This window comes from Micromonospora sp. NPDC049523, from assembly GCF_040676775.1.
Classification (GTDB): Bacteria; Actinomycetota; Actinomycetes; order Mycobacteriales; family Micromonosporaceae; genus Micromonospora_G.
This window is the reverse complement of record NZ_JBFAPP010000005.1, coordinates 65,735-81,422: the sequence shown is the minus strand read 5'-3', so window position 1 is coordinate 81,422 and position 15,688 is coordinate 65,735. Positions and strand designations below refer to the sequence as shown.

The following is a 15,688-nucleotide window of genomic DNA, read 5'->3' as shown; positions in this document are numbered from 1 at the left end:
CACCATCACCACCTGCTGGCACGCAGACCGACGACCAACCGTCAGGACAATCCTGACACCGCTCCGCCCGTACGGGGACTACTGTTCGCCTCGTGGTGGAGATCGACACTGAGCGGCTGGTCCTGCGCGACTGGCGGAAGTCCGACCTGGCGCCTTGGGCGGCGATGAACGCCGACCCCGAGGTCCGGGAACATCTCGGGCCGGTGCTCAACCCCCACGAGGCCGCTGCCTCGATCGAGAGCTTCCAGCACGACCTGGACCGCAACGGCTTCGGTTTCTGGGCGGTGCAGGTCCGGGCGACCGGGGAGTTCATCGGGTTCACCGGCCTGGATCCGGTGGACGAGAACATGCCGTTCACCGGGGTCGAGGCCGGCTGGCGGCTGGCCCGTACGGCATGGGGCCACGGATACGCCACCGAGGCGGCCCGCGCCGCCCTGGCGTACGGCTTCAACACGGTCGGCCTACCGGAGATCCTGGCCATCACCACCAAGACGAACCTGCGCTCCCAGGCGGTGATGCGCCGGCTCGGCATGACCACCGACCCGGCGGAGGACTTCGACGACCCGGATGCCGAACCAGGCCCGCTGCGCCACCAGGTCCTCTACCGAAAATTGCGCGGCTCCGACGCCTGAGCGCGCCCCGGCTCACACGTCCGAGCACGGCAACGGCTTGCCCAACTGAGCACGGCCCGGCTTACGCGAGTGAGCGCGGCCGGGTAGTCGGCGGGTCAGGTGCAGGCGCCGGTGTCGGTCGATCGGGTGCGCTCGGTGCCGGCGGTCGCCGTCGACCTGGCCTCGTTCGCGGTGACCGCGAAGCCGGTGTTCGGGTCGTCCGCCGCCGCCGCGAAGATCACGCCGAGCACCTGCCCGTTCGGCGCCACCAGCGGGCCGCCGGAGTTGCCGCTGCGGACCAGCGCCCGGATCGTGTAGATCTCGCGGGTCACGTCCCCGGAGTCGTAGATGTTCGGTCCGGTGATCTTGGTGACATCCCGAACCCGCGCCGACTGCGCGTTGTACGGACCGTCCAGCGGGAAGCCGAGCACGATCGCGTCCGCCTCCGGCTCCGCCTGCCGGGGGGCGAACGGCATCACCGGCGCCGACAGCCCCGGTACGTAGATCACCGCCAGGTCCCGTTGCGGGTCGTAGACGACCACCCGACCGTTGTGCCGGTCGCCGTCCAGTTCGACCGAGACCGACCGGGTACCGGCGACCACGTGCGCGTTGGTCATCACCCGGTCCTCGGCGTACACGAAACCGGAGCCCTCGATCCGGCGGGAGCAGGCCGGCGCGGAGCCGAGCACCTTCACCACCGACCGCTTCCCGTTCACCACCACCTGCGACCCGGCCAGCGCCGGATCGGGCGGGGAGACGTCCCGGGCGCGGGTCGGCGCCAGGCCGCCGAACACGTCCGGGAAGCCGTTGGTGTCGACGGTGTCCCGCAACTGGTTCGACAGCGCCTGGGCCTGGGCCGGCAGGACCCGGTCGACCACGTTGATCAGCGCACTGTTGCGTACGGCGCTGGCCAGTCCGGGCAGTGAGGACGAACCGAGCGGAACCGCCACCAGCCAGGCGACCAGCAGCACCGCGAACAGCGAGATGAAGGCACCACCGATGTCGTCGGCCTTGCGGCCCACCGGACTGTTGATCGCGTGCCGCAGGTGCGAGCCGACCCAGCCGGAGAGCGTCTGGCCGAGCACCGCCAGCCCGAAGATCGCGATCAGCGCGACCAGGACCCGCATCGCCTCGCCGGAGAACTGCTCCGCGAGCAGCGGACCGAGTTGCAGCCCGATCAGCGCACCGACGAAGAACCCGGTGAAGGAGAGCGCACCGATGACAAAACCCTGCCGGTAGCCGGTGATGGCGAACACCAGCATGAGCAGGATCAGCACCACATCCACCACCGACACGACCCCAGCGTACGGGGGCGGGGCTCCCGAGATGACAGGCCGCTCACACAGAATCGGAATAAGCGCCCTGAATCAGCGCCCGGGGGTGACCTTCCCGCTCCCCGAACCGGGCTCGGCCAGTTCCCCGTCGTTGCCCGCGTACGGCGCCGGGGTGGTGCGTACGGGCGGAAGTTCCACCACCCGGTCCTGCGGCCACGGACGGTTCCAGCCGCCCATGCCGAGCAGGGCGTCGAGCACTCCGGCGGTAAAGCCCCAGACGAGCATGCCGCGGACCTGGAACGCGGGACCGACCCAGCCGCTCGGGTGGCGGACCCGTACCCGGTTGGCCGGGTCGACCAGTTCGGCGATCGGCAGCCGGGCCACGTGCGCGACCTCCTCCGGCTCCCGCGCGTGCACCGGGTGCGGCTCGTGCCACCAGCCGAGGATCGGGGTGACCACGAAGTCGCTCACCGGGATCCAGAGCGGCGGGAGTTGCGCCAGCACGGTGACGCTCGCCGGGTCGAGGCCGACCTCCTCCTCCGCCTCGCGCAGGGCGGTCGCCGCCGCGTCGGCGTCGCCGGGGTCGGCGGCGCCCCCGGGGAAGGCCGCCTGACCGGCGTGGGTACGCATGGTCGCGGCCCGCTGGAGCACGAGCACGTCTGGCCCGTACGCCGGGTCCTCGCCGAGCAGCACCAGCACGGCGCTGGGCCGACCGCCGCTGGTGGGCGTACGGAGTCGGGTGAAGTCCTCGGTACGTGCGGTGCGTACCCGGCTGACCAGCGGCTCGCACCACGGGGGAAGTTGGCTGCTCATGCCGGCACCACCACCCCGAGGTGCTGCTCGACCAGGGCGGCGAGCTTGTCGTCGTCGAGTGCGCCGGTCACGTCCAGGTGCCGGACCCGCCCCTGGGCGTCGACGAAAACGGTGGCCGGCAGGCCGGGGGCGGCGACCCCGGCACGCAGCTTCTCACCGGGGTCGAACAGGGTGGGGAAGGTGAGGCCGAGTTCGCCGGCCAGGTCGCGGGCGTCGTCCCGGTCGTCGCGGGTGTCCACCCCGATGACGTGCAGTTGCCCACCGGCCCGTTCGGCGAGCCGCTGGAAGGCCGGCAATTCCTTGCGGCAGGGCTGGCACCAGGCGGCCCAGAGGTTGACCACGGCGGGTCCGCGTACGGCGGCCAGCGACACCTCGGCGCCGCCGGTGAAGCAGGGCAGCCCGACGTCCGGTAGCGGCCTGGTGGACCCGTCCGGTTTGCCGCCGCTGTCGGCCGGGCCGGCGCTCGGGGCGGTGGTCAGTGCGGCGCAGTCGGCGAAGGGTGCCGGCGGCTCGGGTTCGGGTGCCGGATCGGAGCGGCCGCATGCCGCGACCGTGAGCAGCAGCAGGGGCAGGAGCAGCCCGGCGAGCGGACGCTTCACGGTGCCTCCGCGGCCACCGCCGTGGCCGGCACCAGCACCGGGTCGATCCCGGCCGCGACCGCGAGTTCGCGGGCCCGTGGTCCCTTGAGCAGTTTGGCGGCGGCTTCGGGGGTGGTCGGGCCGAGGCCGTACGAGGGGCAGAGCGGGGCGAGCGTGCAGGCGCCGCAGGCGGGCGTACGGGCGTGGCAGACCCGCCGGCCGTGGAAGATCACCCGGTGCGAGAGCATGGTCCAGTCGCGCTTCTCGTAGAGCGCGCCGACCGCGTGTTCGATCTTGACCGGGTCGGTTTCGGTGGTCAGCTTCCACCGGTGCATGAGCCGCTGGAAGTGGGTGTCCACGGTGATGCCCGGTACGTCGAAGGCGTTGCCGAGGATGACGTTCGCCGTCTTGCGCCCGATTCCGGGCAGCTTCACCAGGTCGGCGAGCTTGCCGGGCACCCGGCCGTCGTACTGCTCGACCAGGGTCCGACCCAGGTTGATCAACGAGGTGGTCTTGTTCCGGAAGAAGCCGGTCGGCCGGATCAGCTCCTCCATCTCGGCCCGGTCCGCGCCAGCGAAGTCGGCGGCGTCGTGGTAGCGGGCGAAGAGCTTGGGCGTGACCTCGTTGACCTTCTTGTCGGTGCACTGGGCGGAGAGGATGGTGGCCACGGCGAGTTGCAGCGGGCCGTCGTGGTCCAGCTCGCAGTGGGCGTCCGGGTGCGTCTCGGTCAGCACCCGGCCGATCCGGCGAGCCCTTCGCTTGCGGCCGAGGTCGGTCTCGGCGGCGGGGGCAGGGGTACGGCTCACGTCGGTCAGCCTACGTCGGCCCACCGACCTCCCGACCGGTCCTGCCGCTCAGACCGGCGGGCTGATCTTCCCGGCCGTGTCGAGTGTCGCGGCGGAGTTGTCGAAGTCGGCGGTGGACAGCTCCTGGACCGCCTTGAGTCCGCGCTTCTGCGTATCGAGTGTCGGCTTGCCCGCGCTGTTCATGTACGTCGAGACGAACTCGCCGCCGGACCAACCGCCGTCGGCGGCGAGGGACACCTTCAGCACCCCGCCCCAGCCCAGCCGGCCGCTGTTGTTCAGCGCCCCGGCGCCACCGGCGAAGTTGCCCAGGCTGTACGCGATCAGTCGGCCCTGGTAGAACTCCATCCCGCGCAGCACGTGCGGCCCGTGCCCGACGATCAGGTCGGCCCCGGCGTCGATCATGGCGTGGGAGAACTTGACCGGGTCGCCCCGGTTCTCGCCGAGGAACATCTCGGTGCCCGGCTTCACGTGGATCTTGTCGGTGCCCTCCCCACCCATGTGCACCTGCACCACGACCAGGTCCGCCTGGGTGGCCGCCTTCTTGATCACCTCTGCGGCGGCGGGGATGTCGACCAGGCTGTTGTTCCACGGGTACGAGGAGAACCCGACGACCGCGACCTTGACCCCCTTCACGTCGACGACGGTGATCTGGTCGGGCGCCCCGGTGTTCGCCAGTCCCTGCTCCTCCAGGTGCTTCTGGGTGTTGCGGTAACCGGCGGCGCCGTAGTCGTAGCCGTGGTTGTTGGCCTGGTTCAGCAGCCCGAATCCGGCTTCCTTGAGGTGCCCCGCGTACGACGGCGGAACCCGGAACTGGTGACACTGGGTGGATCCGGCGCCGCACTTGGAGGTGCCGGTGTCGTCCGTTATCGGCTCTTCCAGGTTCCCCATCACCAGGTCGGCGGCGAGTGCCGGCTTGACCGAGTCGAAGAAGCCCTTGCCGCCGTTGGCGGGCAGCCGCGCCGGGGCGTTGCCCATCACGATGTCGCCGGTGGCCGAGAGCGAGATGACCTGTGCCGCCGTCGGACCGGCGCTCGGTGACTCCGAGCCGGGTACGCCGCCGCCACCGCTCGGCTCGGCCTGCCACTGGGACTCGGCCGGGTCGTCGCCGAGCAGGCGGGTGGCGGCCACCCCGGCCAGACCCACGCCCAGCAGGAGGGCCACGACCGCCCCGATCACGAGGACTAGTCGACCGGGACCGCGACGTCGGCGATCCGGGCGGGGCGGGGGTTGGCTGCTCTCGTACATCGCACGCGACGCTACATAACCCGTTCACCTGGCGATGTCGGCCGTTCGGCTCGGGAAAACCGGTCATCGCGCCCAGACGGGCCGGAAGATGCCCGATGTGAGGCCGCTGAACTGCTCGATCGGGGGTGGTCTGAGGGGTCGGGTGGACGCGACCGCCTGGCGCGCGGATGATAGCCGCTGTCATGGTCGGACGGGTTACCGTGCCGGATCAAGTTTCCAGGGGTGCACCCCCGGATCCCGTTGACGTGCGCTTAGACTTGGCGGCGCGCGACGGATCATCGGCCGGCGGACCCGGCCGACGGAGGTGCGCGCAGTCGGAGGTGCGCGATGGACGAGGTACTGGCCCGCAGCGGGATCTTCCAGGGCGTAGACCCGGAAGCGGCCGAGGCGCTCGCCAAGGAGATGGAGACGATCGACGTCCGTAAGGGCGAAATCGTCTTTAACGAGGGCGAACCCGGTGACAGCCTCTATATCCTACTCACCGGCAAGATCAAGGTTGGTCGACGCGCCGCCGACGGTCGACAGAATCTGATTGCCGTGATGGGTCCGTCGGACATGGTCGGGGAGCTGTCGCTCTTCGACCCGGGTCCGCGTACGGCCACCGCTACCGCGGTCACCGACACCAAGTTGGTCCGGCTGCGCAAGCAGGCGTTGCGGCCGTGGCTCAACAACCGCCCGGAGATCGCCGAGCAGTTGCTGCGGGTGCTCGCCCGCAGGCTGCGCCGGACGAACGACTCGCTGGCCGATCTGATCTTCACGGACGTGCCGGGCCGGGTGGCGAAGAACCTGCTGCAGATGGCGGGCCGCTTCGGCACCCGTGACGGCGGCGTCCTGCGGGTCACCCACGACCTGACCCAGGAGGAGATCGCCCAGCTCGTCGGCGCCTCCCGGGAGACGGTGAACAAGGCCCTGGCCGACTTCGCCTCGCGTGGCTGGCTACGGCTCGACGGCAAGAGCATCATCATCCTCGACCCGGAGCGTCTCGCCCGACGCGCTCGCGTCTGAGCAACAGGCACCGAAGCGGGGGTCGCCGACCGGCGGTCCCCGCTTTCTGCTGTCCGCCGGCTGAGGCGGGCCCACGTTCTGCCCTGCGCTAAGGGCCTCGACCCGGGCGGTACGCACACGCGAGGCTGGACGGCATGCCGCAGACCATCGCCGTACTCTCCGACATCCACGGTGTACTGCCAGCGCTGGACGCGGTGCTGGCCGAGCCGGACGTCCGCGCGGCCGACCGGATCGTGCTGACCGGTGACATCGCCGCCGGCCCGCAACCAGTCGAGACCCTGGACCGCCTGACCGCGCTCGGCGACCGGGTGATCTGGGTACGCGGCAACGCCGACCGCGAGCTGGTCGAGCTGCGCGCCGGCAAGGAGCCCTCGATCCCGGACCCGATCGCCCCGTGGGCCGCCGCGCAGCTCCGCGACGACCAGCTCGACCTGCTCACCTCGCTTCCCGGGACGGTCACGCTCCCGGTCGACGGACTCGGCACGGTGATCTTCTGTCACGCGACCCCGCGCGACGACGAGGAGGTCGTGCTGGTCGACTCCCGCCTCGACCGGTGGACAGAGGTCTTCGACGGGCTGCCGGACGAGGTCGACACGATCGTCTGCGGCCACACCCACATGCCGTACGTCCGGCTCGCCCACCGTCGCCTGGTGGTCAACCCCGGCAGCGTCGGCATGCCGTACGGCCGCGCCGGTGCCCACTGGGCCCTACTCGGCCCAGGCGTCCAGCTACGCCGCACCCCTTACGACATCGAGGCAGCCCGCACCCGCATCGCCGCCGAGTCGACCTACCCCGACACCCCCACCTGGACCGACTACTACCTCCACTCCCGCGCCAGCGACACCGAAGCCCTAACCACCTTCGCCCCCCGCGACCGCCGCTAACCCCACCCCCCCTCCCCACCCCCCCACCCCACCCCACCCCTCGGTCGATCTTGCAGTTGTGGCGCCTGAATCACGTGAGTAGTCCAGTTTGTCCACCGCCACAAGTGCAAGATCGACGGCCTGGAGGTACGGGACGGCGAAAAAGTCAGGCTTGACTGTTTGTTTTGCCGGCGGGAGGCTGGGTGGGTGTCCGCCGTCACCCGCGTGCCGCAGCAGGAGCGCAGCCGCGCGACCCAGGCCCGGTTGCTCGAAGCCACCGTGGAGTGCCTGGTCGAACACGGCTGGTCCGGCACCACCACCACCGTCGTCGCGAACCGGGCCGGCGTGTCCCGGGGCGCCCAGCTACACCACTACCCCACCAAAGCCGCCCTGGTGATGGCCGCGGTCGAGCACCTGGCCGAACGCCGGGCGGAGGAGATTCGGGCCGAGGCCGTCGTGCTGCCGTCCGGGCCGGACCGGCTCGACCGGGTGATCGACATGCTCGCCACCTCGTTCACCGGGCCGCTCTTCGTCGCCGGACTCGAACTCTGGCTGGCCGCGCGTACGGACCCGGAGCTGCGGGACGCGCTGGTGCCGCTGGAGGCGCGGGTCGGGCGGGAGATGCACCGACTCACCGTCGAACTGCTCGGCGCCGACGAACGCAACCCCGGCGTACGGGAAGCGGTGCAGGCCACCCTGGACCTCTTGCGCGGGCTCGGGGTGGCGAACCTGCTCTCCGACGACTCGGCCCGCCGCGCCCCGCTGCTGGCCCTCTGGAAACGCCAGCTCGCCGCCATCGTCAACCCGCCGTGCACCTGAGGCACCCCGAGCGAATCATCGGAGGCACCGTGGTCGACCTGAGTCAACTGCTGACCGACCTGACCGACGAATCGAGCGAGCTGGACGCGCTGGTCGCCGAGCGGCCGGCGGTCGACTGGGCCGAGCCGACACCCGCACCCGGCTGGACCATCGCCCACCAGATCGCCCACCTGGCCTGGACCGACCACCTGGCTCTGCTGGCCGCCACCGACGTACCGGCGTTCTACGCCTGGCTCGAACACGCGGCGACGGACCCGGGCGGTTTTGTCGACCGGGGCGCGAACGAGTTCCTCGACCAGGTGATGGCCGGTGCACCCGACTGCTCGGCCGACCCGCACACCGCTCCGACGGCCCTGCTCGACCGCTGGCGTACCGGCCGGTCGGCGCTCGTCGACGCGCTCGCCGCCGCCCCCGCCGGGACCAAACTTCCCTGGTACGGCACCCGGATGTCGCCCGCCTCGATGGCCACCGCCCGGCTGATGGAAACCTGGGCGCACGGGCAGGACGTGGCGGACACGCTCGGTGTCGCGCGTACCCCGAGCGGGCGGCTGCGGCACGTGGCGCACCTGGGCGTCCGTACCCTCGGGCACAGCTTCGCCACCCACGGCCGGGCCACGCCCGACGTGCCGGTCCGGGTCGAACTCCGCGCCCCCGACGGCGACGAGTGGACCTTCGGGCCGGTCGATGCCGCGGACCGGGTCGCCGGGCCGGCACTGGACTTCTGCCTGCTGGTCACCCAGCGTCGACACCGGACCGACCTGTCCCTGGTGACGACCGGCCAGGTCGCCGACGAGTGGCTGGACCTGGCCCAGGCGTTCGCCGGGCCGCCGGGCGCGGGCCGGGAACCGCGCGCCGGCCGCGACCGGGCTGCTCGCCGCACCAGCACCGGAACCCATTCATGAGTACGCACACCACCCCGCCCGTGCTGCGGATCGGCAACGCGTCCGGTTTCTACGGTGACCGGTTCAGCGCCTGGCGGGAGATGCTCGACGGTGGGGAACTCGACGTGCTCACCGGCGACTACCTGGCCGAGTTGACCATGCTGATCCTCGGCCGGGACCGGCTCAAGGACCCCGGTCTCGGTTACGCCAGGACGTTCCTGCGCCAGCTCGAATCCTGCCTCGGCACGGCGGTGGAGCGCGGCGTCACCATCGTCACCAACGCCGGTGGGCTGAACCCGGCCGGGCTGGCAGATGCGATCCGCGCGCTCGGTACCCACCTCGGCATCCCGGTCAGCGTCGGCCACGTCACCGGTGACGCGGTCGACCGGCCGGACGCGTTGACCGCCAATGCCTACCTGGGCGCGTTCGGGATCGCGCGCTGCCTGGCGGGGGGCGCGAACATCGTGGTGACCGGTCGGGTCACCGACGCGTCCCTGGTCGTCGGACCGGCGATCGCCCGGTTCGGCTGGACGTACGCGGATCTCGACCAGCTCGCCGGGGCGACCGTCGCCGGGCACCTGCTCGAATGCGGCACCCAGGTCACCGGGGGCAACTTCAGCTTCTTCACCGAACTGCCCGACGGCGGGCGCCGACCCGGTTTCCCGGTCGCCGAGGTGCACCACGACGGCTCCTCGGTCGTCACCAAGCACCCCGGCACCGGCGGCGGTGTGACCCGCGAAACCGTTACCGCGCAACTGCTCTACGAGATCGGCGCCCCGGACTACCTCGGCCCGGACGTGGTGACCCGCCTCGACACGGTGACGCTCACCGACGACGGCCCGGACCGCGTACGGGTCTCCGGGGTGCGGGGGCTGCCGCCGCCACCGACGCTCAAGGTGGGCGCCAACTCGCTCGGCGGGTTCCGCAACACCGCCACGTTCGTCCTCTGTGGACTCGACGTCGAGGCGAAGGCGAAACTGGTCCAGGCCCAGCTCACCGAGGCGGTCGGCGCGACCGGGCTGGAGTTCGTCCTCGCCCGTACGGACCATCCGGACGCGGTCGACACCGAGTCGGCGAGCGCGCTGCTGCACGTACACCTGCGTGACGGTGACGCCAAGCGGGCCGGGCGGTTGTTCTCGGCCGCCGCGGTGGAACTGGCCCTAGCCTCGTACCCCGGTTGCACGCTGACCGGGGTGCCCGGCGACGCCAGCCCGTACGGCGTCTTCACCGCCACCGACCTCCCCCAGGACGCCGTCACCCACCTGGCCGTCCTCCCCTCCGGCGAACAGGTCCCCGTCCCGCCCCCGCCCCTCACCGCCACCCCGCCCACCCATGCACCCTCACCGACCCGGATGCCCGCGCAGCCAGGACCGTCCCACCGTGCTCCACTGGGGACGGTCGTGGGAGCCCGCTCGGGCGACAAGGGTGGCGACGCCAACCTCGGGGTGTGGGTGCGGGCGGTCGACGGCTACGGCTGGTTACGTGACTGGCTGACCGTGGAACGCCTGCGTGAACTGCTGCCGGAGACGGCGGACCTCGACGTCGAGCGGTACGAGCTGCCGAACCTGGCCGCGGTCAACTTCGTCATCCGAGGCCTGCTCGGTGCCGGGGTGGCCGCGTCGACCCGGTTCGACCCGCAGGCGAAGGCGCTCGGCGAGCTGCTCCGGGCCCGGATCGTCGACCTGCCGACGGCCGCCGCCGCCAATCGTCCGGCCCTGATCAGCCACTCCACGGTGGCTACGCCATGACCCCGTCGGCGTGTCCGTCTCGCACACACGTTCGGCCGATGTCGATCCGTATCGCCATCGGTGAGCTGCTCGTTACGGAGGTGGCGATGGCCCAGTCCATCGCCTTCGTCATCGCGAAGGGCATGGGAAGCTGACGTGGCCGTTCTGGAGACCGCGGTGCAGCCGCGGCAGCCGGCGTACCAGGGGAACAGGGCGGCGATGCTGGAGCGTCTCGCCGAACTGGACGCCGCCGTGGCCACCGCGCGTGCCGGCGGGGGCGAGAAGTACGTGACCCGCCACCATGCGCGCGGCAAGCTCCTGCCGAGGGAGCGGATCGAGCTGCTGGTCGACCGGGACTCGCCGGTGCTGGAGCTGTCCCCGGTGGCGGCGTGGGGCACCGACTATCCGGTCGGGGCGAGCGTGGTGACCGCGATCGGTGTGGTCGAGGGTGTCGAGTGTGTGATCGTCGCCAACGACCCGACCGTACGCGGCGGCGCGGTGAACCCATACACGCTGCGCAAGACCGTACGGGCCGGGGAGATCGCACTGGCGAACCGGTTGCCGCTGGTGAACCTGGTCGAGTCGGGCGGGGCGGACCTGCCCAGCCAGGCGGAGATCTTCATCCCCGGTGGGCAGGTGTTCCGCGATCTGACCCGGCTGTCGGCTGCCGGTATCCCGACCGTGTCGGTGGTGTTCGGCAACGCGACCGCGGGCGGGGCGTACGTCCCGGGCATGTCCGACTACACGATCATGGTGCGGGGACGGGCGAAGGTGTTCCTCGCCGGCCCTCCCCTGGTGAAGATGGCCACCGGTGAGGTGACCGACGACGAGTCGCTGGGCGGCGCGGCGATGCACGCCTCCACCTCCGGTCTGGCCGACTGGCTCGCCGAGGACGAGCGCGACGGGCTGCGGCTGGCCCGGCAGTGCGTACGCCGCTTCAACTGGCGCAAGCAGGGCCCGGCTCCCCGTACGGCCGTCGCACCCCCACCGAAGTACGACGCGGAAGACCTGCTCGCCATCGCGAGCGCCGATCCCCGTACGCCGTTCGACCCGCGCGAGGTGCTGGGCCGGATCCTCGACGGTTCCGAGTTCGACGAGTTCAAGCCCGGTTACGGCAGCGCCCTGGTGACCGGTTGGGGCGAACTGCACGGCTACCCCGTCGGGGTGCTGGCCAACGCCCGGGGTGTGCTCTTCTCCGAGGAGGCGCAGAAGGCGACGCAGTTCATCCAGCTCGCCAACAACGCCGACACCCCGCTGCTCTTCCTGCAGAACACGACCGGTTACATGGTCGGCGCCGAGTACGAGCAGGGCGGCATCATCAAACACGGTGCTTTGATGATCAACGCGGTGTCGAACTCGACCGTGCCGCACCTGACGGTGAACCTCGGCGCGTCGTACGGGGCCGGCAACTACGGCATGTGCGGCCGGGCGTACGACCCGAGGTTCCTGTTCACCTGGCCGAACGCGAAGTCGGCGGTGATGGGGCCGACCCAGCTCGCCGGGGTGCTGTCGATCGTGGCGAGGCAGGCGGCGGAGGCGAAGGGCCAGCCGTACGACGAGGACCGGGACCGGGTCATGCGCACAATGGTCGAGGGGCAGGTCGAGTCGGAGTCCGCCGCGCTGTTCCTGTCCGGGCGGCTGCTCGACGACGGGGTGATCGACCCCCGCGACACCCGTACGGTGCTCGGTCTCTGCCTTTCCGCGATCCACAGCGGCCCGGTCGCCTCGTCGCTCCACAGTGCACGAAGCGCCGGCTTCGGCGTCTTCCGGATGTGAGGGAATCCCCATGATTCGCAGGCTGCTGGTCGCGAACCGGGGCGAGATCGCCCGCCGGATCTTCGCCACCTGCCGGTCGGTCGGCGTCGAAACGGTCGCGGTCTACTCCGACGCCGATGCCGACGCACCGTACGTGGACGAGGCGGACTTCGCCGTACGCCTGCCCGGCCATGCCCCGGCGGACACCTACCTGCGCGCGGACCTGCTGGTCGCGGCCGCCCGCCGGTCGGGCGCGGACGCGATCCACCCCGGTTACGGCTTCCTCGCCGAGAACGCCAACTTCGCCACCGCCGTCACCGACGCCGGCCTGACCTGGGTCGGCCCGCCGGCAAAGGCGATAGCGGTGATGGGTTCGAAGATCGAGGCGAAGGCGTTGCTGGTCGACGCCGGGGTGCCGATGCTGCCCACCGAAACCGAACCCGACCGGGTGACGGACTTCCCGGTGCTGGTCAAGGCATCAGCCGGCGGCGGCGGGCGCGGCATGCGGGTGGTCCGCGACGCGGCGACGCTGACCGAGGCGATCGCCTCGGCCCGCCGGGAGGCGGCCAGCGCGTTCGGCGACGGAACCGTTTTCATCGAGCGGTACGTGGAACAGGCCCGGCACGTCGAGGTGCAGATCTTCGCCGACAGCCACGGCACCGTGCTGCCGCTCGGTGAGCGGGAGTGCTCGATCCAGCGCCGGCACCAGAAAATCATCGAGGAGACACCGTCGACCGCGGTCGGCCCGCAACTGCGGGCGGCGCTCTTCGACGCGGCGACGGCGGCGGCCCGCGCGGTCGGTTACCTCGGCGCCGGCACGGTCGAATTCCTGCTCGCGCCGACCGGCGAGTTCTTCTTCCTGGAGATGAACACCCGGCTCCAGGTCGAACACCCGGTCACCGAGGCCGTCACCGGCCTGGACCTGGTCCGCTGGCAACTCCTGGTCGCCGAGGGCGGGGTGCTGCCGGTGCCGGGCGAGCCGACCGGTCACTCGATCGAAGTACGACTCTGCGCCGAGGACCCGGCCAACGTTTGGTTGCCGGCGACCGGCACCCTGCACCGGTTCTCGGTGCCGGAGGTGGTGACCGAGTTCGAGCCGGTACCGACCGGTGGCGCCGGCCGAGCAGGGCTGCGCCTCGACTCCGGCGTACGGGACGGGTCAGTGGTCGGGGTGCACTACGACTCGATGCTGGCCAAGCTCGTCGCCTGGGCACCGACCCGCTCCGAGGCCGCCCGACTGCTCGCCAGCGCCCTGTCCCGGGCCGAGCTGCACGGCGTACGCACCAACCGTGACCTGCTGGTACGCGTACTGCGGCACCCGGAGTTCCGTACCGGCGCGATCGACACCGGGTTCCTGGACCGGCACCCGGAACTCTTCGCCCCGCTGCTCTCCTCGGTCGATGCGGTCCGGATCTCCTGCCTCGCCGCGGCGCTCGCCGGTGCCGCCGAACGCCGACGCACCGCCCCGGTCCTCGCCGGCCTCCCCTCCGGTTGGCGTAACGTCCCCGCCGGTGCCCAGACCAGCGTGTACGACGGACCGTCCGGCCCGGTCGAGGTCGGCTACCGGCTGGACCGGACCGGCGCGCTCGCCACCTGGTGGGTCCGCCCCGTCGACCCGGACGAACTCGACCTGGCCGGTCTGTACCCGTCCGCTCCCGCCCCGGCCGAGGAGCCGCCCGCGGTGACGATCCTGTCGGCCGCCCCGGACCGGGTGGTGCTCGACGTCGCCGGGGTGCGGACGGCTTTTGCCGTACACCGGGTCGGTTCGGAGTCCTTCGTGGACGGCCCGGACGGTTCGGTGACGCTGTCGGAACTTCCCCGTTTCCCTGAGCCGGCAGCCGACCTGGCCGAAGGTTCCCTGGTCGCACCCCTGCCCGGTGCCGTCAGCCGGGTCCTGGTCGTGCCCGGCCAGCGGGTCGCCGCCGGTGAACTCCTGCTCACCCTCGAAGCGATGAAACTCGAACACCCCGTGCACGCCCCCGCCGCCGGGATCGTCGCCGAGTTGCCGGTCACCGCCGGCAGCCAGGTCGAAACCGGTGCTGTGCTCGCGGTGCTCACCGCCGCGTAAAAGGAAGGCCACCCCTCATGGACTTCGATCTCACCTCGGAACAGGAACAGCTCCGCGACGCGGTACGCGCGCTGGGCCGCCGCTACGGGCACGAGTATTACGTCAGGAAGGCGAAGGCCGGCGAGCACACCACCGAGCTGTGGCAGGAAGCCGGCCGGCTCGGCTACCTCGGCGTCAACATCCCCGAGGAGTACGGCGGCGGTGGCGGCGGCATCACCGAACTGGCGATCGTCTGCGAGGAACTGGCCGCGACCGGCTCCCCACTGCTGATGATCGTGGTGTCGCCCGCGATCGTGGCCACGGTCATCACCCGCCACGGCACCGAGGAGCAGCGCAAACGCTTCCTGCCCGGGATGGCCGACGGCACCCTCAAGATCGCGTTCGCGATCACCGAGCCGGAGGCCGGATCCAACTCCCACAAGCTCGGCACGATCGCCCGCCGCGACGGCGACGACTGGCTGCTGTCCGGGCGCAAGTGCTTCATCTCCGGGGTGGACGACGCCGCGTACGTGCTGGTCGTCGGGCGTACCGAGGACGCCACCACCGGCAAGCTCAAGCCGGCGCTGTTCGTGGTGCCGACCGACGCCCCCGGCTTCACCAAGTCGAAGCTCGACATGGAGATCCTGTCGCCGGAGAGCCAGTGGATGCTCTACCTCGACGACGTCCGGCTGCCCGCGGACGCGCTGGTCGGTGGCGGGGTCGACGTCGGCCTACAGGCACTCTTCGCCGGGCTGAACCCCGAACGCATCCTGGTCGCCGCCCTGGCCGCCGGCTCCGGCCGCTACGCGATCGAGCGCGCCTCGTCGTACGCGGCGAACCGGAAGGTCTGGGGCGGCCGGAGCATCGGCTCGCACCAGGGGCTTTCGCACCCGCTCGCGCACGCGGCCGTACAGGTCGAACTGGCCCGACTGATGATCGCGAAGGCGGCTGCCCTCTACGACGCCGGCCGGGACCTGGACGCCGGAGTCGCCGCGAACATGGCCAAGTACGCCTCGGCCGAGGCCGCCGCACTCGCCGTCGACACCGCCATCCAGATCCACGGCGGCAACGGCATGACCACCGAGTACGGCGTAGCCACACTGCTCGGAACCGTACGCGCGACCCGGATCGCCCCGGTCAGCCGCGAGATGATCCTCAACTTCGTCGCGCAACACGTACTGGGGCAGGAGAAGTCGTACTGAGCGAAGCCGGCGAGGCGCAGCCGCATGGGCGGGCCGCACTACTGCGACCCGCCCACTAACCT

The 15,688-nt window shown here is 71.3% G+C and carries 14 protein-coding genes; 9 read left to right on the top strand and 5 right to left on the bottom strand.

The genetic code is table 11. The annotated features are described in order from the left end of the window. The first annotated feature begins 92 nt into the window (after nt 1-92). On the top strand, nt 93-632 hold the full coding sequence (locus AB0J90_RS09125; protein ID WP_363593814.1) for a GNAT family N-acetyltransferase: 540 nt from the start codon (nt 93-95) through the stop codon (nt 630-632). 95 nt (nt 633-727) lie between these two features. On the opposite strand, the gene AB0J90_RS09120 is transcribed toward AB0J90_RS09125, so the two are convergent. From AB0J90_RS09120 to AB0J90_RS09100, 5 genes are all read right to left on the bottom strand, one after another. Beyond that, nucleotides 728-1,906 carry a MarP family serine protease gene (locus AB0J90_RS09120; protein WP_363593812.1) on the bottom strand — a complete coding sequence of 393 codons (1,179 nt, stop codon included), beginning with the start codon at nt 1,904-1,906 and terminating at the stop codon, nt 728-730. 72 nt (nt 1,907-1,978) lie between these two features. Then, nucleotides 1,979-2,698, bottom strand: coding sequence for a CoA pyrophosphatase (locus AB0J90_RS09115; RefSeq protein WP_363593810.1), 720 nt, complete (start codon nt 2,696-2,698; stop codon nt 1,979-1,981). Further along, nucleotides 2,695-3,297 (bottom strand): TlpA disulfide reductase family protein, encoded by a 603-nt coding sequence (locus AB0J90_RS09110; RefSeq protein WP_363593808.1) that lies wholly within the window; start codon nt 3,295-3,297, stop codon nt 2,695-2,697. Before AB0J90_RS09110 ends, AB0J90_RS09115 begins: the two co-directional genes overlap by 4 nt. Then, on the bottom strand, nt 3,294-4,082 hold the full coding sequence (gene nth / locus AB0J90_RS09105; RefSeq protein WP_363593806.1) for an endonuclease III: 789 nt from the start codon (nt 4,080-4,082) through the stop codon (nt 3,294-3,296). The genes AB0J90_RS09110 and nth overlap by 4 nt, the downstream gene beginning before the upstream one ends. A 48-nt stretch (nt 4,083-4,130) precedes the next feature. Continuing rightward, nucleotides 4,131-5,327 (bottom strand): CapA family protein, encoded by a 1,197-nt coding sequence (locus tag AB0J90_RS09100; protein WP_363593804.1) that lies wholly within the window; start codon nt 5,325-5,327, stop codon nt 4,131-4,133. A gap of 327 nt (nt 5,328-5,654) precedes the next feature. Here AB0J90_RS09100 and AB0J90_RS09095 point away from each other — a divergent pair, with 327 nt between their 5' ends. The 8 genes from AB0J90_RS09095 (at nt 5,655) to AB0J90_RS09060 (ending at nt 15,626) form a co-directional block, all read left to right on the top strand. Next, complete coding sequence (locus tag AB0J90_RS09095) at nt 5,655-6,332, top strand: Crp/Fnr family transcriptional regulator (RefSeq protein WP_121158004.1); 678 nt, start codon at nt 5,655-5,657, stop codon at nt 6,330-6,332. Nucleotides 6,333-6,466: 134 nt separating this feature from the next. Next, nucleotides 6,467-7,216: a metallophosphoesterase family protein gene (locus AB0J90_RS09090; RefSeq protein ID WP_363593802.1), complete on the top strand. Its 750-nt coding sequence runs from the start codon at nt 6,467-6,469 to the stop codon at nt 7,214-7,216. 186 nt (nt 7,217-7,402) lie between these two features. Then, nucleotides 7,403-8,014, top strand: coding sequence for a TetR/AcrR family transcriptional regulator (locus AB0J90_RS09085; protein WP_363593800.1), 612 nt, complete (start codon nt 7,403-7,405; stop codon nt 8,012-8,014). 29 nt (nt 8,015-8,043) lie between these two features. Further along, entirely contained in the window at nt 8,044-8,916 is an 873-nt protein-coding gene (locus AB0J90_RS09080) for a TIGR03084 family metal-binding protein (protein ID WP_363593798.1), read from the top strand. Then, nucleotides 8,913-10,643 (top strand): acyclic terpene utilization AtuA family protein, encoded by a 1,731-nt coding sequence (locus AB0J90_RS09075; protein WP_363593796.1) that lies wholly within the window; start codon nt 8,913-8,915, stop codon nt 10,641-10,643. Before AB0J90_RS09080 ends, AB0J90_RS09075 begins: the two co-directional genes overlap by 4 nt. A 135-nt stretch (nt 10,644-10,778) precedes the next feature. Continuing rightward, nucleotides 10,779-12,398: a carboxyl transferase domain-containing protein gene (locus AB0J90_RS09070; protein WP_363593794.1), complete on the top strand. Its 1,620-nt coding sequence runs from the start codon at nt 10,779-10,781 to the stop codon at nt 12,396-12,398. A gap of 10 nt (nt 12,399-12,408) precedes the next feature. Next, the gene (locus AB0J90_RS09065) at nt 12,409-14,445 is read left to right on the top strand and encodes a biotin carboxylase N-terminal domain-containing protein (RefSeq protein ID WP_363593792.1); all 2,037 of its coding nucleotides are present in this window, start codon (nt 12,409-12,411) and stop codon (nt 14,443-14,445) included. A gap of 17 nt (nt 14,446-14,462) precedes the next feature. Continuing rightward, complete coding sequence (locus AB0J90_RS09060; RefSeq protein WP_363593790.1) at nt 14,463-15,626, top strand: acyl-CoA dehydrogenase; 1,164 nt, start codon at nt 14,463-14,465, stop codon at nt 15,624-15,626. The last annotated feature ends 62 nt before the right edge of the window (nt 15,627-15,688 follow it).

Coding starts and splice junctions, on each gene's coding strand:
- AB0J90_RS09115 (WP_363593810.1), bottom strand. CDS start 2,698: ATGAGCAGCCAACTTCCCCCGTGGTGCGAGCCGCTGGTCAGCCGGGTA.
- AB0J90_RS09100 (WP_363593804.1), bottom strand. CDS start 5,327: ATGTACGAGAGCAGCCAACCCCCGCCCCGCCCGGATCGCCGACGTCGC.
- AB0J90_RS09095 (WP_121158004.1), top strand. CDS start 5,655: ATGGACGAGGTACTGGCCCGCAGCGGGATCTTCCAGGGCGTAGACCCG.
- AB0J90_RS09090 (WP_363593802.1), top strand. CDS start 6,467: ATGCCGCAGACCATCGCCGTACTCTCCGACATCCACGGTGTACTGCCA.
- AB0J90_RS09075 (WP_363593796.1), top strand. CDS start 8,913: ATGAGTACGCACACCACCCCGCCCGTGCTGCGGATCGGCAACGCGTCC.
- AB0J90_RS09065 (WP_363593792.1), top strand. CDS start 12,409: ATGATTCGCAGGCTGCTGGTCGCGAACCGGGGCGAGATCGCCCGCCGG.
- AB0J90_RS09060 (WP_363593790.1), top strand. CDS start 14,463: ATGGACTTCGATCTCACCTCGGAACAGGAACAGCTCCGCGACGCGGTA.